Raw genomic sequence first — 21619 nt, forward strand, 5'->3', positions numbered from 1 at the left:
ACGATGAACGCACAAACCGAGAAGTTTCATATCGACGGTCCCGTCGGCACGATCGAATGCGCGCTCGACCGGCCCGACGCCGGCACGCCCGTGCGCGGCATTGCGCTCGTCGCACATCCGCATCCGCTCTTTGGCGGCACGATGGACAACAAGGTCGCGCAGACGCTCGCGCGCACGCTCGTGCAACTGGGCTATGTGACCTACCGCTCGAATTTCCGCGGCGTGGGCACGACGGCGGGCACGCACGACAACGGCATCGGCGAACAGGACGATCTGCTGGCACTGCTCAAGCACATGCAAGCGCAGCCGGGCCAGGCCGATGTGCCCCTCGTGCTCGCAGGCTTTTCGTTCGGGACCTTCGTGCTGTCGCATGTCGCGAAACGCTATCTGGAAGCCGGCGGCGAAATCGAGCGCATGGTGTTCGTCGGCACGGCGGCGAGCCGTTGGGAAGTCGCGCCCGTGCGCGAGGATACGCTCGTGATTCACGGCGAACTCGACGAGACGGTGCCGATTCTCTCGGTGTACGAATGGGCGCGCGAGCAGGAGCTGCCGATCGTCGTGATTCCGGGGGCAGAACACTTCCTGCATCGCAAGTTGCATGTTCTCAAACGCATCATCGTCGATGCCTGGCGTTGAACGTAAGCGCTGTGCTCGCTCGCTGTAAGGCACGCGTTGGAGGTTCGTGAGAAAAGCTTGAGAAAAAGTTGAGGAAAAGCTTGGAAGCACGCTGAAAAAAGCGTGCTCGAAATTCGCGACGCGTGAAAAATGCACGACAGGTACGCGCAAACGTGAGGTTCGAAAGAAAAACGCCCTGACGTGACGCGTATAATGAGCGCTCTTTTTGCGGCCGCCGCGCCCGCCTTCGCCGTCAGCATCGTCTGGTGAGGCGTGTGAGCGAGGCGCCGCACTCCGGCTCACACCCGACCGTGCGCCGCATGGCGCGCCACGTTCATCCCGACCCCAATCCCGTCCGATCTGAACCTATGCGTTTTCTCTCCAACGGCCAGCAGTCCTCCTTCATTTCCCCCTCCATCGTTCGCAACATCACGCTCGGCGCCACGCTGCTCGCGAGCGCATCGGCCTTCGCGCAGGTGCCGCCGCCCGCAGTGAACGCGCGTTCGTGGGTGCTCGTCGATGCGACCGCCAACCAGGTGCTCGCGTCGGGCAACGCTGACGAACGCGTCGAGCCCGCCTCGCTCACCAAGCTGATGACGGCGTACCTCACGTTCGAGGCGCTGCAAACGAAGAAGATCTCGATGGAGCAGATCGTCACGCCGAGCGAAGCCGTTCGCCGCGTGAAGACCGACGAGTCGCGCATGTTCATCGAGGCGAACAAGCCGGTGTCCGTGCATGACCTCGTGTACGGCATGATCATCCAGTCGGGCAACGACGCGGCGATCGCGCTGGCCGAACTGGTCGGCGGCAGCGAGTCGAACTTCGTCACGATGATGAACACCGAGGCGCAGAAGCTCGGCATGGCGCACACGCACTTCGCCGACGTGAACGGCATGCCCGACCCGAATCACTACACGACGGCCGGCGACCTCGCCACGCTGTCCGCACGCCTGATTCGCGACTTCCCCGAGTACTACAGCATCTTCTCGGTGAAGGAGTTCAAGTACAACAACATCAAGCAGCCGAACCGCAACCGTCTGCTGTGGATCGACCCGACCGTCGACGGTCTGAAGACCGGCCACACGCAAGCGGCGGGCTACTGCCTGATCGCGTCGGCCAAGCGCCCGATGACGGGTGGCGGCGATCGCCGTCTGGTCTCGGTGATGATGGGCGAGCAGAAAGAGCACGACCGGGTGCAGGACAGCCTGAAGATGCTCAACTACGGCTATAGCGCCTATGACACCACGCGCATCTACGGCGCGAACCAGACCGTGGCCACGCAGCGCGTGTACAAGGGCGCGGCGGACTCGGTCAAGATCGGCGTGAAGAAGGATCAGTTCGTGACGCTGCCCAAGGGCGCGGCCGACAAGGCCAAGCCGCAGGTCGAGATCACGAGCCCGCTGATCGCGCCGCTCGCCAACGGCCAGCAGGTCGGCACGGCGAAGTTCGTCGGCGCAGACGGCAAGGTGCTCGCGCAGTTCCCGCTGGTCGCGCTCGACGCGGTGCCGCAAGCCGGCATCGTGGGTCGCGTGTGGGATTCGCTGATGCTCATGTTCAACAAGAAGAAGTAATTACGAAGTACGACGCCATGTCCCCGACTTCGACGACGCATGAAGCCGCCGAGCCCATCGTCTGGCTCAACGGCGAACTCACGCCGCTTTCCGAAGCGCGCGTGCCGGTGCTGGATCGCGGCTTCATCTTCGGCGACGGCATCTATGAAGTGGTGCCGGTCTATGTGCTCGAAGCCGGGGAAGCGCGCGAAGCGGTGCGCGTGCCGTTTCGCATCGCCCAGCATCTCGCGCGTCTGGCGCGCTCGCTGGACAAGGTGGGCATCGCCAATCCGTTCGACGAAGCGGGCTGGCGTGCGCTTATCGCGGGCGTGATCGAGGCGAACGAAAAAGCGGGCGCGCTCGCGCGCGACGCTCATGCGAACGTCTACGTACAGGTGACGCGCGGTGTGGCCAAACGCGGCCACGCGTTTCCGGCGGGCATCACGCCCACGGTGTTCGTGATGGTCAATCCGCTCGTCATGCCGGGAGCCGCGCAGCGCGCGGCGGGCGTGGCCTGCGTGACGGCCGAAGACCGCCGCTGGCTCAATTGCGACATCAAGGCGACTTCGCTGCTCGGCAACGTGCTGATGGCGCAGAACGCTGTCGAACATGGCGTGTTCGAGACCATCCAGTTCCGCGACGGCTGGCTGACCGAGGCATCGTCGTCGAACGTGTGGATCGTGAAGGATGGCGCGCTGTACGCGCCGCCGCGTAGCAATAAGATCCTCGAAGGCATCCGTTACGGGCTGATCGAGGAGCTGGCGCAGGACTGCGGCCTGCGCTTCGAGGCACGCGAGATCGACGAAGCCGCGCTGCGCGACGCCGACGAAGTGCTGGTATCCTCGGCGACCAAGGAAATTTTGCCCGTGGTCACGCTCGACGGCGCGGCCGTCGGCAACGGCAAACCGGGGCCGGTTTATGCCGCGCTCTACGAGGCTTATCAGCGTGCGAAAGCGCACGAGGCGCGCGCGGTGCATGGCAAGCAGGCCGCGCAAGCCACGCTACAGGAAGTGGAAAAATGACTGGAACACAAGTAATCGGCGCAGGCGCCGAAGCAAAAGAATCGCTGATCGAATTCCCCTGCGATTTCCCCATCAAGGTGATGGGCAAGACGCATCCGGAATTCGAATCGACCATGATCGCGGTGCTGCGCGAATTCGACGGCGGCTTCGACGAAACCACCATCGAAAAGCGCCCGTCGAGCGGCGGCAACTACACCGGCCTCACGGTGACGGTGCGCACGACGAGCCAGGCGCATCTGGACGATATCTACCGCGCGCTCACCGGTCATCCGATGGTGAAGATCGTGCTGTAAAGACTGGCGCTGCGCGTCGGGTCGCAAAGAGGGCTGCTTTCGGGCGGCCCTTTTTCTTTGGCGCTCAGGTCTTGCTCAGGCCGTATCGCTTTCGTTCGCGCGCAAAGCCGCAGCGGCGGCCGTCATCAGCGGGCCGGCTTCGCAGGCGTCTTCGTAAAGACGCCTGAAACGCGCCACTTCGTCGAACACCCAGTGGCGGAACGCCTGCACGCGCTCGGTCTGCAAGCGCTGCGGCGTGCTGATCAGGTAGTAGCGCCACGGGCTGGGTCCGTCGATTTCCTTGAAGAGGCGTACCAGGCGCCCGCGCGTGATCTCGTGCATCGCCAGCGAGCGGCGCACGAGCGCGATGCCCTGGCCGTCCATTGCGGCCTGCAGCAGGTTCGACGAGTCCTGATAGAGCACGCCGCGCTTGGGCTCGGGCATGTCCTGCATGCCGGCGGCGTCGAACCACGGGCGCCAGAGTTCGTCGTCGGAGCGCAGGAGCGGCAACTGCGCCAGTTCGCGCGGATCGTCAGGCAGTTTGCCGCCGCGAAAGTCGGGCGAGCAGGCGGGAAAGAAAATCTCGTCGAGCAGCAGCTCGGCGTGCAGGCCGGGATAGTGGCCGTAGCCGAAGCGGATCGCCACGTCGACGTCGTCGCGCGCGAAATCGGTGAGCAGGTTGGTGGATTGCAGTTCCACATCCCACTGCGGATTGGCCTCGATAAAGCGGCCGATGCGCGGCGTGACCCAGCGCGCCGCGAACGACGAGAGCATCGAGATGACGAGGCGCCGGTCGCGGTCGCCCGCGCGGATTTCCTGCGTCGCATGGGCAAGCTGGCTGAGTGCGTCGCGCACCTGGCTCGCGTAGCGGCGGCCCGTGTCGGTCAGACGCACGCGCTTGCCGTCGCGCGAGAACAGCGCCACGCCCAGTTCGGCTTCGAGCGCGCGAATCTGGTGACTGACCGCGCCGTGCGTGACGAACAGTTCGTCGGCGGCGCGCGAAAAACTCTCGTGGCGGGCCGCGGCCTCGAAGGCCTTGAGGGCGTTGAGCGCGGGTAGCGTACGCAGGTCCATCGTATTTTTTCTCACATAGCCGTGAAAAATGATCGTTTTGCCCGATCCCTTGTGTTGTCTAGGATTGTAGCCATCGGAGCAGGGCAATCGGAGGCTGAAATGAGAGAAATTTCTTCAGATATCACGTTCGAAGTCGAGGCCAATCAAGTTGCGTCGGTGCGCGTGTCGCGCAGCACGCGGCTGACCGTGCGCTGCGGCGCAGTGTGGGTCACGCGTAGCGACGATACCGCCGACTACTGGCTGGAACCGGGCCACACGCTGCGGCTGCGGCGCGGCGAGCGACTGTGGATCGGTGCGGAGCAGGGTGCGGCGGCGTGGGTGGCGTTCGCAACGCCTTCGCGCGTGAGCGAGCGCGTCATCGACTGGGCCGCGCGGCAAGCGGCGCGCCTGGGCATTCATGCGGGCGACGGCTGGCGCACGGTTTGAGGCGCGGGTTGACGCATGGGCTAGCGCAAATGTGTGACATAAGTGACGTGCATGACGACGGGCGCTCATCGGATGGGGCGCCCGTTGTTTGTCCGCAGAGCCCTCGGCGCGCTTGTCCCGAATTGGGTAAACTCCGGAAATCATGTGCGCCACCCCGGTTTCATCCCTGCTAATTACATCCGACCCCGCTGTCGTTCCCGCTCACGAGCCAATCGTGCTGCGCTGGCGCGGCACCGAGCCTTATCAGACCAGTTTCGACGCCATGCGCGAGTTCACCGCGCAACGCGATGCGAACACGCCCGACGAAATCTGGCTGGTCGAACATCCGCCCGTCTTCACGCTCGGCCAGGCCGGCAAGCCCGAGCATCTGCTGATCGCCAACAGCGGCATCCCGCTCGTGCAGATCGATCGTGGCGGCCAGATTACCTATCACGGGCCGGGGCAGGTGGTGGCCTATCTGCTGCTCGATCTGCGACGCCGGAAACTCATGGTGCGCGAGCTCGTCACGCTCATCGAGCAGGCCGTGATCGAAACACTGGCGGCGTATAATCTCGCCGGTGAGCGCAAGGCCGGTGCGCCCGGCATTTACGTGCCAGATGACGCCCCGGGCGAGAGCGCGGCCCACCGTGGCGCCAAGGTTGCCGCGCTGGGTCTCAAGATCCGCAACGGTTGCAGCTATCACGGCGTGAGCCTGAACGTTGCGATGGATCTGAGCCCGTTCCTCGCCATCAATCCTTGTGGTTACGCGGGCCTCGAAACCGTCGATATGGCAACGCTCGGCGCGCGCGCGACATGGCGCGAAGCAGCCGACACGCTGGCGGCGCGACTCGAAGCGAACTTCGCGGAGCATTCGGCGACGCAGATCGCAAAGCACGGCGAGGCCGCGCAAGCAGAAACTCTTCCGGCAGCCGAAGCGGCTGCCGCAGACCCCGCGGCCGAAGCGGCCGCCGTGGACCCGGCCGCTCGCGCGGTCTGAAGGCGGGCAACCGCCACAACCGCAGGCTGGCGTTCCCCCGGCGGCCTGACTGGATCGAAAGCATGACTGACGTAACTGCCAACCCCGCAGCGAACTCCGCAGTGAATCCCGCGGTGAGCCCCAGTGCCGACGGCGTTCCCTACGACGCCACCGCGAAGCAGAAGGCGCAGGCCAAGACCGCGCGCATTCCCATCAAGATCGTTCCGATCGAGAAGCTCAAGAAGCCCGAGTGGATCCGCGTGAAGGCGGCCACGGGCAATTCGCGCTTCTACGAGATCAAGAACATTCTGCGCGAGCACAACCTGCACACGGTGTGTGAGGAAGCGAGCTGCCCGAACATCGGCGAATGCTTCGGCAAGGGCACCGCGACGTTCATGATCATGGGCGACAAGTGCACGCGCCGCTGCCCGTTCTGCGACGTCGGCCACGGCCGCCCCGATCCGCTCGATCCGGAAGAACCGGGCAACCTCGCGCGCACCATCGGCGCGCTCAAGCTCAAGTACGTCGTGATCACGAGCGTGGACCGCGACGACCTGCGTGACGGCGGCGCCGGCCACTTCGTCGAGTGCATCCGCCAGGTGCGCGAACACTCGCCGGAAACCCGCATCGAAATCCTGACGCCGGACTTCCGTGGCCGTCTCGATCGCGCGATCGGCATCCTCAACGCCGCGCCGCCCGACGTGATGAACCACAACCTGGAAACGGTGCCGCGCCTCTACAAGGAAGCGCGTCCGGGTTCGGACTACGCGCACTCGCTCAAGCTGCTCAAGGACTTCAAGGCGCTGCATCCCGAAGTCGCGACCAAGTCGGGGCTGATGGTGGGTCTGGGCGAAACCGAGGAAGAAATTCTGCAGGTGATGCGCGACCTGCGTGCGCACGACGTCGACATGCTGACGATCGGCCAGTACCTGCAACCTTCGGAGCACCACCTGCCGGTGCGTTCGTACGTGCATCCCGACACCTTCAAGATGTACGAGGAAGAGGCCTACAAGATGGGCTTCACGCACGCCGCGGTTGGCGCGATGGTGCGTTCGAGCTACCACGCCGATGTGCAGGCACACGGCGCGGGCGTGGTCTAAACCCCGCGAGCCGTCAGGAAAAAAGCCCGCCTCGTGCGGGCTTTTTTGCGTCTGGTGTTACGGATTCCCGGACGCATTCATTCCGCATTTCTGGAAATCCAGATTCCGCGCTCGCCGCGTCTCGGCAAAAGCCTTGCGAATCAAGGCTTTCAGGACGATGACAGGGCTGGCATCAACCTTGCAATAAAGAGCGCGCGGCCAACCTCGGCCGCGACACAAAAAACATGAGATGGCACGCGGCCACAGCGCCCATTCCATCGAAGGAGACAGCCGATGTCCGATCACCTCTGCCGGTTTCGCTGATTCCCCCGTTTCGACCTGTCGCGGCAGGCGCTCGAAAGGCGCGGCCATCGGCTTAACTCATTGCAGGCACCCAAAGTGAAGAAACCTCTCCACAAAGTCCTCTACTTCCAGGTGATCGTGGCGATCGTGATCGGCGTGATTCTTGGCCACTTCTGGCCGACGCTCGCCATCGACATGAAGCCGCTCGGCGACGCCTTCATCAAGCTCATCAAGATGGTGATCGGGCCGATCATCTTCTGTACCGTCGTGACCGGCATCGCCGGCATGGAGGACATGAAGAAGGTGGGTCGCGTGGGCGGCAAGGCGCTGCTCTACTTCGAGATCGTTTCGACCTTCGCGCTCGTGCTCGGCCTGATCGCCACGCACGTGCTCAAGCCCGGCGCGGGCTTCAACGTCGACGTGAACACGCTCGACGCCAAGGCCGTGGCGAGCTACGCCGAAAAGGCGCATGGCCAGAGCACGGTCGACTTCTTCATGCACATCATTCCGGACACGATCTTCTCGGCTTTCGCCCAGGGCGAAATCCTGCAGATCCTGCTCGTGGCGATGCTGTTCGGCGCGGTGCTCACGCAACTGGGCGAGCGCGGCCGCGTGGTGACCGAGTTCATCGACGGCGTCTCGGGCGTGCTGTTCGGCGTCGTCAAGATCGTCACGAAGCTCGCGCCGATCGGCGCGTTCGGCGCGATGGCCTTCACCATCGGCAAGTACGGCGTGGGCTCGCTCCTGCCGATGCTCAAGCTGATCGGCACGTTCTATCTCACGTCGATCGTCTTCGTACTGGTCGTGCTGGGCACGATCGCGCGTTTCGTGGGCTTCTCGATCATCCGCTTCGTTTCCTACATCAAGGAAGAACTGCTGATCGTGCTGGGCACGAGCTCGTCGGAATCGGCGCTGCCGCAACTGATGCAGAAGCTCGAACGCCTGGGCTGCTCGCGCTCGGTGGTGGGCCTCGTCGTGCCGACCGGCTATTCGTTCAACCTCGACGGCACCAACATCTACATGACGATGGCGGTGCTCTTCATCGCCCAGGCGACCAACACCGACCTCACGTGGACCCAGCAGCTCACGCTGCTCGCCGTCACGATGCTCACCTCGAAGGGCGCGAGCGGCGTGACCGGCGCGGGCTTCATCACGCTGGCGGCGACGCTGGCCGTGGTGCCGACGATCCCGCTCTCGGGCATGGTGCTGATCCTCGGCATCGACCGCTTCATGAGCGAGTGCCGCGCGCTGACCAACATCGTCGGCAACGGCGTGGCGACGGTCGTGGTGTCGGCGTGGGAGAAGGAGCTCGACCGCAACAAGCTGCGCGCCGTGCTGGCGGGCAAGTCCGAAGAAATGAAGGAAAGCGCGGGCGCGTAATGCCGCGCGGCCCGAGCGTGGCGGCTTTGCGCCGCTCGGGCCATGAGCCGTTGTTGCACTGGTTTTGCCTGTCGTACCCGTTGTACCGGCGGTTGCTGTACCGGCAGTAAGCGGCGCAAGCCGTTGGGCGGCGTGCTGTTCCCCTGCGGCGCGCCGCCCGCTATCTCCCCCGTCTTCCCCGGCGTTCACCGCCTTCCCCGATCGGCCGCCTCGCGCGGTATGCGTGTGCCACAATCCCACCCATCTCCGCTCGATCAACCGGAAGCCTCATCCGTGACGCGCCGCCTCATTCTGCTTTTTGCGCTCGCCGTCGGGCTTGCGGCTGTCTGCGCGCTCGCGTGGTCGCTCGCCTGGCAGACCGGTATCGACGCGCTGCGCCGCAATGCCGCCGTGCGCGGCGACCGCACGACCGCCGCGCTCAAGAGCACGCTGGAGCGCTATGAATCGCTGCCGTATCTGGTGGGCGCGCATCCGCTCGTGCAGGACGCGCTGGCCGATCCGAAGCCCGAACTCGTGGCCGCGGCCAACCGCTATCTCGAAGACGTGAACCGTCACGCGCGCGCCACCACGACCTACATCATCCGCACGGACGGCCTGTGCATCGCCGCCAGCAACTGGCGCGGCGCGGACAGTTTCGTGGGTGTGGAATACCGCTTCCGGCCGTATTTCATCGAGGCGGCCAAGGGCGGCGTGGGGCGCTTCTTCGGCATCGGCACGATCTCGCACGATCCGGGCTACTACATTTCGCAGCCGGTGCGGCGCAATGGGCAGATCGTCGGCGTGGCGGTGGTGAAGCTCAACCTTGAATGGTTTCCCGGCTCCGACGCTTCCGAGCCGCTGCTCGTCACTGACGATCACGGCGTGATCTTCCTGTCGTCGGTGCCCGCGTGGAAGTACCGCACGGTGCGGCCGCTGCCCTCCGATATCGTGGCCTCGATCGACGCGACGCGTCAGTACGCGCGCCAGGATATCCCGCCGTTGCCTGCAAGCGTCGAGCGTGTGCTGGAGGGCGACGCCGACATCGTGCGCGTGGGCAGCGGCCTGCGCGCGCCGCGCTATCTGGAGACGCGCCGCGCGATTGGCGAGCCCGACTGGCATCTCGTGACGATGTCGCCGGTCGATCCCGTGCTGGACGCCACGCGCAATGCCACCATCATGACGGGCTTCGGCTACGTCTCGCTGTGCCTGCTGGCGTTCTACTGGCGCATGCGCCGCGCGCGCGTGCGGGAAGTGGTGAAGAGCCGCGCGATGCTGCAAAAGGCCTACGCGATGCTCAACGACCGCGTGGCCGAGCGCACCGTCGATCTCTCGCAGGCGAACGAACGCTTGCAGCGCGAAGTCGCCGAGCGCACCCGCACCGAGCAGGAATTGCGCGCCATCCAGGACGAGTTGATCCAGGCAAGCAAGCTGGCCGCGCTCGGGCAGATGGCGGCGGGCATCACGCACGAGCTGAATCAGCCGCTCGCGGCGCTGCGCAGCTTCTCCGACAACACGCGCGTGTTTCTGGAGCGCGGGCAGTACGACGCGGCGCACGAGAATCTTGAAGCGATCGGCTCGCTCACTGAACGCATGGGCAAGATCGTCAATCAGCTCAAGCTATTCGTGGGGCGCGCCAAGCCCCGCGGGCAGCGTTCGCCGGTGGCGCGCGCGTTGCGCAACGCGCTGGCGTTGCTCGGCAAGCGTCTTGAGGGTGTGCACGTCGAACTCACGCTCACCGATGGCGACGCCGCGAGCGTGCCGCTCGATCCGAACGGCGGCTATCCCGAACTGGTCGCGCAATGCGACGATCTACGGCTCGAACAGGTGCTCATCAACCTGATCGGCAATGCGCTCGACGCGGTGGCGGGCTTGCCCGGGCCGCGCATCGTCATCGACGTGCACGCGCTGCCCGCGACGCTCGACATCACCGTGCGCGACAATGGACCCGGCATTCCCGCCGAGGTGATGCCGCGCCTCTTCGAGCCGTTTTTTACGACGAAGGAGATGGGGCAGGGACTGGGCCTTGGCCTCGCGATTTCCTCGTCGATCGCGCGCGATTGCGGTGGCTCGCTCGCGGCGCACAATGCCGAAGAAGGCGGCGCCGCGTTCGTGCTGACGCTGCGACGCTCGCGCGTGAGCGGCGCGAACGGGGGCGACGGCGCGCTAACGGTGAACGCCACGAACGCTGCGGACACGAGCGGCACGCCCGGCGCGCCGGATTGAATCCCGCGCAGGCAAGCCGTATCAGCCATAAGGAAAACGAACGAACATGGTCAACCCAACGCCCGGCCGGGTGCTCTACATCGAGGACGACGAACTGGTGCGCCGCGCCGGGGTTCAAAGCCTGCAACTCGCGGGCTTCGAGACCACCGGCTACGCGACCGCCGAGGCCGCGCTGCCGCTCGTCGATGCCGCGTTCGCGGGCATTGTCGTGAGCGACATCCGCCTGCCCGGCATGAGCGGGCTCGATCTGCTCGCGCAGTGCCACGAGCGTGCGCCCGACGTGCCCGTGATCCTCGTGACCGGCCACGGCGACATTACGATGGCCGTGCAGGCGATGCGCGACGGCGCATACGACTTCATCGAAAAGCCCTTCGCCTCGGAGCGGTTGATCGAGACGGTGCGCCGCGCGCTCGAGCGCCGCACGCTGATGCTCGAAAACCTCGCGCTGCGCCGCGAACTGGCGGGCCAGAACCCGCTTGCGCCGCGCATCATCGGCAAGAGTCCGGCGATCGAGCAGGTGCGGCGGCTGATCGCGAACGTCGCGCCTACCGATGCCTCCGTGCTCATCAACGGCGATACGGGGGCGGGCAAGGAGTTGATCGCGCGCAGCCTGCACGAGTTGTCGCCGCGCCGCGACAAGCCCTTCGTCGCCGTGAACTGCGGCGCGCTGCCCGAGCCGATGTTCGAATCGGAGATGTTCGGCTACGAGCCTGGCGCGTTCACGGGCGCGGCCAAGCGCCGGATCGGCAAGCTGGAGCATGCGGCAGGCGGCACGCTCTTTCTCGACGAGATCGAGAGCATGCCGCTCGCGCTTCAGGTGAAGCTGCTGCGCGTGCTGCAGGACGGCGTGCTGGAACGGCTCGGCTCGAATCAGCCGGTGCGCGTCGATCTGCGTGTGGTGGCGGCCGCCAAGGGCGACATGAACGAACACGTGGCGGCGGGCACCTTCCGGCGCGATTTGCTGTATCGCCTGAACGTGGTGACGATCGCGTTGCCACCGCTCGCCGAGCGCCGCGAGGACATCGTGCCGCTGTTCGAACACTTCCTGCTCGATGCGGCGGTGCGCTACCAGCGCAGCGCGCCGCTCCTGACCGAGCGCGACCGCATGCGGCTCGCGCAGCGCGACTGGCCGGGCAACGTGCGCGAACTGCGCAACGCCGCGGATCGCCATGTGCTTGGGATTCCCGACGATGTCGCCGCGCCCGTGGCGGCAGGCGCCGATGAGGCGCTGCCGCTCAAGGAGCGCGTGGAGCAATACGAGCGCGCGTTGATCGCCGATGCGTTGCAGCAGACGCATGGTGCCGTCGCGCAGGCCGCCGAGCGCTTGCAGATGGCGAAGGCCACGCTCTACGAGAAGATTCGCCGCTACGGGCTGGTCGCGCGCCAGGAGAACGAGACGCGCGGCTGAGCGCGAAGCGGGGCCCGGCGGTGCTGGAAATAAAAACGGCAGCGAATTTCGCTGCCGTTCTCGTTTTTGGTTTTGCGCCGCTCGGGCGCGTCAGTCGCACATCAGGTCGACAGCGCCTTTTTCAGCAACTGATCGAGTTCCGCGAACTGCGGCTCGCCCACATAGCGCTTGAGGATCTTGCCGTTGCGGTCGACCACGAAGGTCGTCGGCGTGAGCTGCACGTTGCCGAACTGCTTCGCCGCCGAGCCATCGTCCATCGCCACCTTGAAGGGCAACTGGCGCGTTTGCGCGTAGTTGGCGACGTACATCGGCGCGTCGTAGTTCATCGCCACGGCGACGAATTCAAGACCATCGCTCTTGAAGCGGTTATAGGTCTGGACCATCTGCGGCATTTCCTGCATGCAGGTCGCGCAGCTCGTCGCCCAGAAGTTGATCAGATAGACCTTGCCCTTGAGATCGGCGGTCGAGACCTTCTGGCCCGACAGCAGCGTGAAGGTGGCGTCGGGCACGCGCTGCTGGCTGCCGAAGAATGCGAAGTAGCCCGCCACGGCGATGGCTACGACGACGATCGCGGCGGCGATGTTGCGCAGCGCGCCGGAGCGTGCTTTCGAAGGAGTCTGGGATGCGGACATGGGTGAAGCCTCGCGCGCCTGAGGGCGCTCAATGTTGCGGATCTGGCGGAGCCAGTCTATCTCGCAATGGCTCGGGCGAACATTGTAGCGCCGAATTTCCCGGCATAGCGGTTGCGGCGGCACGCGCAGGCGAGGGCGCGGGATAATGTCGGGCGCCACGGTTTCGCGCCCCATTTCACTCTATTCCGTCCCCTCAGTGCATCCCATGCTCATCGACGCCCTTCGCCGTGCCCGACTCATGCCGATCCCGCCGATGTCCGCGCGTTCGCTAGCCGCGAGCGTGCTTGTCTCGACGCTTGTCATCGCAACGGCGGCGTGCGCGCCGACTTACGACTGGCGCACGATATCCAGCACTGCGAGCGGCTACAGTGTCGATCTGCCCGCCAAGCCCGGCTCGGATGCGCGCAGCGTCGACGTGGACGGCACGCCGATGCGCATGCATATGCAAACCGCCGAAGTGGGCGGTGCCGTGTTCGTGGTGGGCACGCTCGATTTGCCCGATGCGACGCCTGCCACGCAACAAAAGGCGCTGACCTTCCTGCGTGACGGTCTCGCGCGCAATGTGGGTGCGCAGCCGCAGGCGCGTGCGGTGGCTGTGCCGGTCGCGACAGGCGGCAGTGTGGCGGGATTCGATATGGCGCTGTCGGGCAAAGCCGGGGAGAACGAGGAATCGCGCACGATTCACGCGCGTCTGGTGGCGAAGGGCGCGCATGTCTATCAGCTTGCGATCGTGGGGCGAGAGCAACCCGCCGTCGAGCAAGTCGATCAGTTCTTCCAATCGTTCAAGCTGTATTGAGGAGACCCGAGCGACGGTGCGGCGACGCGTCTGAATGGGCTGCCGTTTGCGCCCTGAAGTGAATGTGCTCTCCTGGGTTTACGAGCTATCTGCCGGATTTGATTGAGGGTTTACGAGTTACCCACAGCTCCTGTGGACAACTTTGTGGGTAAAACGCCGGCGCAGCCCGCAAAAGGCCGTGCTGTGGGCCTTTTGTCAGTTTTCGCAGTCTTCCGGTGGATTTTGAAACGTATAAAAATCAATGACTTGCGTTTTTGCTCGCCGCTAAATGCGAATCGTGTCGTGAAAGCACTGCAACACGACCAAGTGTGCATAAGTCAAGTCTTGACTTCGATTTTTTGATCCGTCTGGAGAATGCGGCAAGCGGCCTCAACGGTGAGTTTTTTTCCCGCTGCGCCGTTGCCGGGCGGGTTTCCTGGGCAAGGCCATTTTCGCCACTCGCCACCGCAATGCGATTGATCCGCACTACTGATCGCTGAAGGCCCGCCGATACTGCACGGCTTCGGCGACATGCGCGGCCTCGGGCATGGCCGTCCCCGCGAGGTCCGCAATCGTACGCGCCACCTTGAGCGCGCGATAGTAAGCGCGCGCTGACCAGCCAAAGCGCTCGCCCGCTTCGCGCAGCAGCGCCTCGCCTGCGGCATCCGGGCGGCAGACTTCATCGGTTTCGCGGCCGCTCAATTCGCGGTTGGTTTTCCCCTGACGTTCGAGCTGGCGTTCGCGCGCCGTAGCCACGCGCGCGGCAATCGCGGCGCTAGGTTCGCCGGGCGCGGCGGCGCGCGAGGCCAATTCGGCTGGCGGCAACGCGGGCAACTCGATCTGGATGTCGATGCGGTCGAGCAGCGGCCCCGAGAGTTTGCGTCGATAGCGCGCCGCGCCTTCGGGCGTACAGCGGCAACGCCCGGACGGATCGCCGCGCCATCCGCACGGACACGGGTTCATGGCGGCCACCAGCTGGCATGCGGCGGGGAAGTCGGCCTGCCACGCGGCGCGCGAGATCGTGATGCTGCCGGCTTCCAGCGGCTCGCGCAGTGTCTCCAGGACGTGCCGGTCGAATTCCGGCAACTCATCGAGGAACAGGACTCCCAGGTGAGCGAGCGTAATCTCGCCGGGCTGCGGCGGATTGCGCCCGCCGATCAACGCTGCCGCACTCGACGAGTGATGTGGAGCGCGAAACGGGCGGCGTCGCCACTGTTGCGGCGAGAAACCGACTGCGCTCGCCGAGAGCAGCGCGGCGCTGGCGAGCGCTTCCTCATCGCTCATGGGCGGGAGCAGGCCGGGCAGGCGCGCTGCGAGCATCGACTTGCCCGCGCCGGGCGGCCCGACCATCAGCAGATGATGGCCGCCGGCTGCTGCGACTTCGAGTGCGCGGCGCGCCCCGCGCTGGCCGATCACGTCGCCCATATCGGGTAGCGCGCTCGTGTGCGCCGAGTCCAGCACAGGCGCGCGCACGGGCACGAGTTGCGCGTCCTCGGCGCGTGCGAGATGCGCGCAGAGTGCACGCAGATCGGTCACGGCGTAGACGTCGACGCCGGGCACCAGTGCGGCTTCGCTGGCGTTGTCGGCGGGTAGATAGAGTTCGGGTGAGGGCGCTGTAGTGTCGGCATGGGCTCGCGCGGTGCCGCACGCCATCGCGAAGGCGCCGCGCATGGGCCGCACCGCGCCAGTCAGCGAAAGCTCGCCCGCGAATTCGCGCGTGGGTTGATGTTCGTGTGCGAGCGCGTTGGCGGGAATCTGCCCACTCGCGGCGAGGATGCCGAGCGCGATGGGCAGATCGAAACGCCCCGACTCTTTCGGCAAGTCGGCCGGCGCGAGATTGACGGTGATTCTTCGGACAGGGAAGTCGAAGCCGCAGTTCGAGAGCGCGGCGCGCACGCGCTCACGGCTCTCGCGGACTTCGAGATCGGGCAGGCCGACGATCGAAAACGACGGCAGCCCGTTGGCGAGGTGAACTTCGACGGTGACTTCAGGCGCGCGGCCAGCAGCCGGCGCGCGGCTTTTCACCACGGCAAGCGACATGGAGTTCTCCGAAAGGTGGGGCATGCGCTGCGTTTTCCCGCAGTTTTTCGCATGCGCCAGGCTGGTGAAGCGCGTGCCCCTTTACGGTTCCATTGCTAAACCGTTACGGCTCGCTTGCTCGGGTAGCGATGAAATTGATCAGGACGACTGGCCAGTCACGGGCAGCTTCTGTTCGAGTTCGGCCACACGACGTTCCAGCTCTTCCAGACGTTGACGCGTGCGCACGAGCACTTGCGTCTGCGCGTCGAATTCCTCGCGCGTGACGAGCTCAAGCTTCGAAAAGCCTTGCGAGAGCATGGCGCGCACATTGCGCTCGACGTCGCGCGCCGGCGAGTTCTTCAAAAGTTCGCTGACCTTCGACTGCAGATCGTTGAATACATCGTTCGGTTGTTTCATTCGGTTTCCCCTTCGCTGCACAAAAAATGTGCAGATTTCGTTTCGACTGTGCCTCGACCTGGATCGTGAGCGATCTTGGTGCGAGACCCGCGAAGCCCGCGATGCTCATGAGCGCATCTGGTGCGCGGCACGCGCGTGACCTGGTTGTGTACCTCGCAAGTGCGGCGCATGGTTGCCCGACGTGCGGCCCGTGAGTGCTTCGCGGCCCGCTGCGCTTCGTTCTCACGCTTATCCGCGCGCATCTGAAGGCATCGTGCCGCGCCTTCGTCCTGCAGAACACTCTAGCAACTCTCGCCTGGCGTTGCCACCGCCCGAGGCCTGCGCTGGCCGTTCGGCCAGGGCCTTGGGCAAGCACGCGGCGGCCCGCGCGGCGCGGACTTCAGCGTGTGGACCGGCATTGTCCACGGGATGAGCGCTTCGTGCATCGAACTTTGTCAGCACGCCGCAAGAAAGTCGTTCGATCGCGTTTCGATCGCGCTTTGGTTGAATTGGCACGGGTGTTGCTAATAACCCCCCGCGCACCGAACAACGGCTGGCTCGCGGTGCGCCAGCGGAGCGAGACCCGCACCGCAGGCGCCCGTCGCAGAAGCAGTAGTGAATACGGGATGAAAGCAACCACAGCGAGGACTACATGAAACTGATTACAGCAATCATCAAGCCTTTCAAGCTCGATGAAGCACGCGAGGCTCTCTCGGCCATCGGCGTTTCGGGGATCACGGTCACGGAAGTGAAGGGCTTTGGCCGTCAGAAGGGCCACACCGAGCTGTATCGCGGTGCGGAATACGTCGTCGACTTCCTGCCGAAGGTGAAGATCGAGGCAGCCGTGTCGGACGACATCGTCGATCAGGCCATCGAGGCGCTCGAGCGCGCAGCGCGCACCGGCAAGATCGGCGACGGCAAGATTTTCGTCACCCCCATCGAACAAGTGATTCGCATCCGCACCGGCGAAACCGGCGCCGACGCCCTGTAACAGCGACCAACAGTCATGGGGCCAGCGTAAGTCGCTCAAGCGTCAACCTGGCCGACACATAGAGAGACAAGAGGAAACCGAGATGCGCAAACTATTGATGTCCTTGCTGATGGCCGGCTCGCTGCTGGGCGGCGGCATCGGCGCCGCGCTGGCGGACGATGCGTCCGCCCCCGCCGCGGCATCCGCACCCGACGCATCGGCGGCCGCAGTCGCCTCCGCACCCGCAGCCGACGCTGCTTCCGCACCGGCCGCCGCAGCCGCTTCGGCACCGGCAGCAGACGCCGCTTCGGCACCGGCGGCAACCGCAGCCAGCGCACCGGCCGATGCATCGGCCGCAGCCGCAGCCGCAGCCGCTCCGGCCGCACCGACGGCACCGTTCTCGGTCGATTCGTCGAAGATCAACTCGGGCGACACCGCCTGGATGCTGACCTCCACCGCGCTCGTCCTGTTCATGACGATCCCGGGCCTCGCGCTCTTCTACGGCGGCATGGTCCGCAAGAAGAACGTGCTCTCGACGCTCATGCAGAGCTTCGCCATCACCTGCGTCGTCACGGTGATCTGGACGGTGGTCGGCTACAGCATCGCGTTCACGCCGGGCGGCTCGTTCATCGGCGGATTCTCGCGGATCTTCCTCGAGGGCATGAACTACATCAAGGGCGACAAGGCGACCACGCTGACCGTGAGCCACCTCGCACCGACGATCCCCGAGACCGTGTACTTCGTCTATCAAATGACGTTCGCGATCATCACGCCGGCCCTCATCACGGGTGCGTTTGCTGACCGCATGAAGTTCTCGGCGATGCTGGTGTTCATGTCGCTCTGGTCGATCATCGTCTACTCGCCGATCGCCCACATGGTCTGGGAACCGACCGGCTGGCTGGCAAGCGCAGGCATCCTCGACTTCGCAGGCGGCACGGTGGTGCACATCAACGCCGGTGTGGCGGGTCTGGTGTGCTGTCTCGTGCTGGGCAAGCGTGTCGGTTATGGCCGCGAAGTCATGGCACCGCACAACCTGGTCCTCACGCTGATGGGTGCGGCCATGCTGTGGGTGGGCTGGTTCGGCTTCAATGCGGGTTCGGCAGTCGCGGCTGACGGCCGTGCCGGCTTCGCGATGCTCACGACGCAGGTCGCGACGGCTTGCGCCGCACTCGGCTGGATGTTCGCGGAGTGGATCGCCAAGGGCAAGCCTTCGGTGCTCGGTATCGCTTCGGGTGCGGTTGCAGGTCTGGTTGCGATTACGCCGGCTTCGGGTTTCGTGGGCGTGATGGGCTCGATCGTGATCGGCGTGGTGGCAGGCGTGGTCTGCTTCTGGTCGGCTACGTGGCTCAAGCACAAGTTCGGTTATGACGACTCGCTCGACGCATTCGGCGTGCACGGCATCGGCGGCATCATCGGCGCTATCCTGACCGGCGTGTTCGCGGTCAAGGACATCGGCGGCGCCGACGGCAGCGTGATCCTGCAGATCAAGGGCGTCGCGACGACCCTCATCTACAGCGGCGTGGTGAGCTTCATCCTGCTGAAGGTGATCGACATGGTCATGGGCCTGCGCGTCACGGAAGAAGAAGAACGCGAAGGTCTCGACGTGATCCTTCACGGCGAGCGCGTCGAATAACAAGCATAGCGTTGCACGGGGTAGCAGCATGCTGGAAGCAGTAAGGTAGCAGCAGTAGCAGCACTGGAGCACAGCGACTTGGGCCCGTCTTTATGGCGGGCCCTTTCTTTTTTGGCGTGTGCCGTGCGGGGCAGTGCATTCGCTGGACATTGAACGGAATAAGGCGCGCGACCGTGCGTTACCCCAGTGACCCTTCAATTCGTGCGGCCCCATTGCTTTTGACAGGGCGCGCGGTCCAGAATGGTTATTCGATGTGGATAACGGGGGCGGTTCTGGCCTAAGGTCGGCCGTCTTGCGGCCCTAAAACGGGGTGAAGTCGATAACCCTATGGAGCGTAAGGGAAAAGCCGTCTTGTAACCGGCGCAATCGTCCCCAGATAAGCTCCCAGTTTTCCTACAATCAACTAGCTTTTGTCCGCGAGTAATACCTTATGGTCCCGCATCTGGTTACGGCGTTGAATGGCCCGCTCCTCGAGCTGGAGCAGCGCATCCTCGACGCGACGCCGGCCATCGAGCGCTGGTTCCGCCTTGAATGGCAGGAGCACACGCCGCCGTTCTACGCGTCGGTGGACCTGCGCAATGCCGGCTTCAAGCTCGCGCCCGTCGACACCAATCTCTTTCCTGGCGCCTTCCATTGCCTGCCGATGGAAGTGCTGCCGCTCGCCGTGCAGGCCGCGATGGCCGCCGTCGAGAAGATCTGCCCGGACGCCAAGAATCTGCTCGTGATCCCCGAGCAGCACACGCGCAACGCCTTCTACCTGGAAAACGTCGCGCGCCTCGCGACGATCATGCGTCAGGCCGGTCTGAACGTGCGCTTCGGCACGCTCGACGAGAACATCGCCGGGCCGGTCACGATCTCGCTGGCCGACGGCCAGAAGATCGTGCTGGAGCCGCTCGAGCGTTCGCAGCGCCGCCTCGGTCTGAAGAATTTCGACCCGTGTTCGATCCTGCTGAACAACGATCTGTCGGGCGGCATTCCGGGCGTGCTCGAAAATCTGCACGAGCAATACCTGCTGCCACCGCTGCACGCGGGCTGGGCCGTGCGCCGCAAGTCGACGCACTTCTCCTGCTATGACGACGTGGCGAAGAAGTTCGCCAAGATGGTCGGCGTCGATCCTTGGATGATCAACCCGTACTTCGCGCACGTGGAGGGCGTCGATTTCGAGGCGCGCACGGGCGAGGAGAAACTGGCTACGTCCATCGACGCGGTGCTCAAGAAGATCGCGAAGAAGTATCGCGAGTACGGCATCACCGAAAAGCCCTATGTGGTCATCAAGTCCGACGCGGGCACCGACGGCCGCGGCGTGATGACGGTGCACGACGCGTCCGAGGTCGCCGCACTCACGAAGCGCGAACGTGCGAAGATGTCGGCCACGAAGGACGGGCTGGAAGTGCGCGACGTCATCGTGCAGGAAGGCGTCTACACGTTCGAGCACATCGGCGACGAAGTGGCCGAGCCGGTCGTGTACATGATCGACCGCTACGTGGTGGGCGGCTTCTACCGCGCGCACGGCAGCCGCGAGCGCGACCAGAACCTGAACGCGCCGGGCATGCATTTCGTGCCGCTCGGCTTCGAGCACACGGCGCTGCCCGACACGCGCGCCAAGCCCGGTGCGGCGCCGCCGAACCGCTTCTACATGTACGGCGTGGTGGCGCGCCTTGGGCTGCTGGCGGCGTCGGTCGAGCTGGAGAAGACCGACCCCGAGGCGATCCAGGTCTGACGCCCCGTCAGGTTGAAAACGCGTCGATAACAACACTTGCTGCGCCCGCCCCGAGCGGGCGCAGTCGTCATCAAGGCTGGAAAATTTCCAGCAAAACATCAGCATAGCTGCAGGGACGACATGGACATTCTCTTCATCGCCGATCCGCTCGAGCGGTTCAAGATCTACAAGGATTCGACCTACGCGATGATGGCCGAGGCTGCGAAGCGCGGCCACACGCTCTACGCGTGCGAGCCGCAGCATCTCGCCTGGGTGAACGGCCAGGTCGAAGCCGATGTGCGGCGCTTCGAGATCGTCGGCGACACAGCGGACCTGCATCGCGAGACGTGGTTCAAGGACTCGCCCGATTCGCGCGCACTGACCGGTTTCGACGCCGTCATCATGCGCAAGGACCCGCCCTTCGACATGGAGTACGTCACCTCGACGTGGCTGCTGGAGATCGCCGAGCGCGCGGGCGCGAAGATCTTCAACAAGCCGCAGTCGATTCGCGATCATTCGGAAAAGCTCGCCATCGGCGAATTTCAGCAGTTCGTCGCGCCCACGCTCGTCACGCGCGATGCCGCGCGCCTGCGCAAATTCCATGAAGAGCATCAGGACGTGATTCTCAAGCCGCTCGACGGCATGGGCGGCATGGGCGTGTTCCGCGTCAAGCCGGACGGCATGAACCTCGGTTCGATCATCGAAATGCTGAGCGAAGACGGCCGCCGCAGCGTCATGGCGCAGAAGTTCATCCCCGAGATCAAGGCCGGCGACAAGCGCATCCTGCTGATCGGCGGCGAGCCGGTGCCGTACTCGCTCGCGCGTATTCCGCAGGGTAACGAGGTGCGCGGCAACCTGGCGGCGGGCGGTCTGGGCGTGGCGCAGCCGCTCACCGCGCGCGACCTGGAGATCGCAAAGACGCTGGGGCCGAAGCTCGCGGCGCGCGGGCTGCTGCTGGTGGGGCTCGATGCGATCGGCGACTGGCTCACCGAGGTCAACGTGACGAGCCCGACGTGCTTCCGCGAGATCATGGAGCAGACCGGCTTCGACGTGGCGGCGATGTTCATCGACGCGCTGGAGCGCGCGGCGGCCTGAGTGCTGCCTTCTGTTGCCAAAAGCGCCTATAACTCGGTTGAGGAAGGGCTCGAATCGCGGCGGCACGGTGCTTGACGCGTGCTTGATTTAAGCCGCCGCGCCAGCATCTTCGAG

20 protein-coding genes are annotated in these 21619 nt (G+C 65.0%); 15 read left to right on the forward strand and 5 right to left on the reverse strand.

What is annotated here, in order from left to right; genetic code table 11:
• Positions 1 to 3: 3 nt before the first annotated feature.
• From U5782_RS11015 to U5782_RS11030, 4 genes are all read left to right on the forward strand, one after another.
• Positions 4 to 636, forward strand: coding sequence for an alpha/beta hydrolase (locus U5782_RS11015; RefSeq protein WP_322043839.1), 633 nt, complete (start codon positions 4 to 6; stop codon positions 634 to 636).
• A gap of 347 nt (positions 637 to 983) precedes the next feature.
• Positions 984 to 2186: a D-alanyl-D-alanine carboxypeptidase family protein gene (locus U5782_RS11020; RefSeq protein ID WP_322043840.1), complete on the forward strand. Its 1203-nt coding sequence runs from the start codon at positions 984 to 986 to the stop codon at positions 2184 to 2186.
• 17 nt (positions 2187 to 2203) lie between these two features.
• Positions 2204 to 3187: a D-amino acid aminotransferase gene (locus tag U5782_RS11025; protein ID WP_322043841.1), complete on the forward strand. Its 984-nt coding sequence runs from the start codon at positions 2204 to 2206 to the stop codon at positions 3185 to 3187.
• Complete coding sequence (locus U5782_RS11030) at positions 3184 to 3480, forward strand: DUF493 family protein (RefSeq protein WP_322043842.1); 297 nt, start codon at positions 3184 to 3186, stop codon at positions 3478 to 3480. The genes U5782_RS11025 and U5782_RS11030 overlap by 4 nt, the downstream gene beginning before the upstream one ends.
• Before the next feature lie 75 nt (positions 3481 to 3555).
• Here U5782_RS11030 and U5782_RS11035 read toward each other — a convergent pair whose 3' ends face one another.
• Entirely contained in the window at positions 3556 to 4533 is a 978-nt protein-coding gene (locus U5782_RS11035) for a transcriptional regulator GcvA (protein WP_322043843.1), read from the reverse strand.
• Between the two features lie 99 nt (positions 4534 to 4632).
• Between U5782_RS11035 and U5782_RS11040 the strand changes: the two genes are divergently transcribed.
• From U5782_RS11040 to lipA, 3 genes are all read left to right on the forward strand, one after another.
• Positions 4633 to 4959, forward strand: a complete 327-nt coding sequence (locus tag U5782_RS11040; protein WP_322043844.1) for a DUF2917 domain-containing protein — start codon at positions 4633 to 4635, stop codon at positions 4957 to 4959.
• Positions 4960 to 5101: 142 nt separating this feature from the next.
• Positions 5102 to 5935, forward strand: a complete 834-nt coding sequence (gene lipB / locus U5782_RS11045; protein ID WP_322043845.1) for a lipoyl(octanoyl) transferase LipB — start codon at positions 5102 to 5104, stop codon at positions 5933 to 5935.
• A 62-nt stretch (positions 5936 to 5997) separates the two neighbouring features.
• On the forward strand, positions 5998 to 7014 hold the full coding sequence (gene lipA / locus U5782_RS11050) for a lipoyl synthase (protein WP_322043846.1): 1017 nt from the start codon (positions 5998 to 6000) through the stop codon (positions 7012 to 7014).
• Between the two features lie 57 nt (positions 7015 to 7071).
• Here lipA and U5782_RS11055 read toward each other — a convergent pair whose 3' ends face one another.
• The gene (locus U5782_RS11055) at positions 7072 to 7365 is read right to left on the reverse strand and encodes a hypothetical protein (protein WP_322043847.1); all 294 of its coding nucleotides are present in this window, start codon (positions 7363 to 7365) and stop codon (positions 7072 to 7074) included.
• A gap of 27 nt (positions 7366 to 7392) precedes the next feature.
• On the opposite strand from U5782_RS11055, the gene U5782_RS11060 reads away from it, so the two are divergent.
• The 3 genes from U5782_RS11060 to U5782_RS11070 all read left to right on the forward strand — a co-directional run bounded on the left by U5782_RS11060 (position 7393) and on the right by U5782_RS11070 (position 12286).
• Entirely contained in the window at positions 7393 to 8676 is a 1284-nt protein-coding gene (locus tag U5782_RS11060) for a dicarboxylate/amino acid:cation symporter (RefSeq protein ID WP_322043848.1), read from the forward strand.
• Positions 8677 to 8895: 219 nt separating this feature from the next.
• A complete protein-coding gene (locus U5782_RS11065; RefSeq protein ID WP_415914298.1) occupies positions 8896 to 10878 on the forward strand; it encodes a sensor histidine kinase in 1983 nt (660 codons plus the stop codon).
• Positions 10879 to 10924: 46 nt separating this feature from the next.
• Positions 10925 to 12286: a sigma-54 dependent transcriptional regulator gene (locus U5782_RS11070; RefSeq protein ID WP_322043849.1), complete on the forward strand. Its 1362-nt coding sequence runs from the start codon at positions 10925 to 10927 to the stop codon at positions 12284 to 12286.
• A gap of 101 nt (positions 12287 to 12387) precedes the next feature.
• Here U5782_RS11070 and U5782_RS11075 read toward each other — a convergent pair whose 3' ends face one another.
• Complete coding sequence (locus U5782_RS11075; protein ID WP_322043850.1) at positions 12388 to 12918, reverse strand: TlpA disulfide reductase family protein; 531 nt, start codon at positions 12916 to 12918, stop codon at positions 12388 to 12390.
• Positions 12919 to 13171: 253 nt separating this feature from the next.
• Here U5782_RS11075 and U5782_RS11080 point away from each other — a divergent pair, with 253 nt between their 5' ends.
• Entirely contained in the window at positions 13172 to 13714 is a 543-nt protein-coding gene (locus tag U5782_RS11080) for a hypothetical protein (protein WP_322043851.1), read from the forward strand.
• A 465-nt stretch (positions 13715 to 14179) separates the two neighbouring features.
• On the opposite strand, the gene U5782_RS11085 is transcribed toward U5782_RS11080, so the two are convergent.
• Together U5782_RS11085 and U5782_RS11090 are read right to left on the reverse strand one after the other, a co-directional pair.
• Entirely contained in the window at positions 14180 to 15733 is a 1554-nt protein-coding gene (locus tag U5782_RS11085; RefSeq protein ID WP_322043969.1) for a YifB family Mg chelatase-like AAA ATPase, read from the reverse strand.
• Between the two features lie 138 nt (positions 15734 to 15871).
• Entirely contained in the window at positions 15872 to 16129 is a 258-nt protein-coding gene (locus U5782_RS11090) for an accessory factor UbiK family protein (protein WP_028217123.1), read from the reverse strand.
• A 631-nt stretch (positions 16130 to 16760) separates the two neighbouring features.
• Between U5782_RS11090 and U5782_RS11095 the strand changes: the two genes are divergently transcribed.
• The 4 genes from U5782_RS11095 (at position 16761) to gshB (ending at position 21505) form a co-directional block, all read left to right on the forward strand.
• Entirely contained in the window at positions 16761 to 17099 is a 339-nt protein-coding gene (locus U5782_RS11095; RefSeq protein WP_006048089.1) for a P-II family nitrogen regulator, read from the forward strand.
• 82 nt (positions 17100 to 17181) lie between these two features.
• Positions 17182 to 18711, forward strand: a complete 1530-nt coding sequence (locus tag U5782_RS11100) for an ammonium transporter (protein WP_322043852.1) — start codon at positions 17182 to 17184, stop codon at positions 18709 to 18711.
• A 430-nt stretch (positions 18712 to 19141) separates the two neighbouring features.
• Positions 19142 to 20431 carry a glutamate--cysteine ligase gene (gene gshA / locus U5782_RS11105; RefSeq protein ID WP_322043853.1) on the forward strand — a complete coding sequence of 430 codons (1290 nt, stop codon included), beginning with the start codon at positions 19142 to 19144 and terminating at the stop codon, positions 20429 to 20431.
• Positions 20432 to 20551: 120 nt separating this feature from the next.
• The gene (gene gshB, locus U5782_RS11110) at positions 20552 to 21505 is read left to right on the forward strand and encodes a glutathione synthase (RefSeq protein WP_322043854.1); all 954 of its coding nucleotides are present in this window, start codon (positions 20552 to 20554) and stop codon (positions 21503 to 21505) included.
• Positions 21506 to 21619: the final 114 nt, after the last annotated feature.

Origin of the sequence: Paraburkholderia sp. J67, from assembly GCF_905220265.1 — a bacterium.
Classification (GTDB): Bacteria; Pseudomonadota; Gammaproteobacteria; order Burkholderiales; family Burkholderiaceae; genus Paraburkholderia.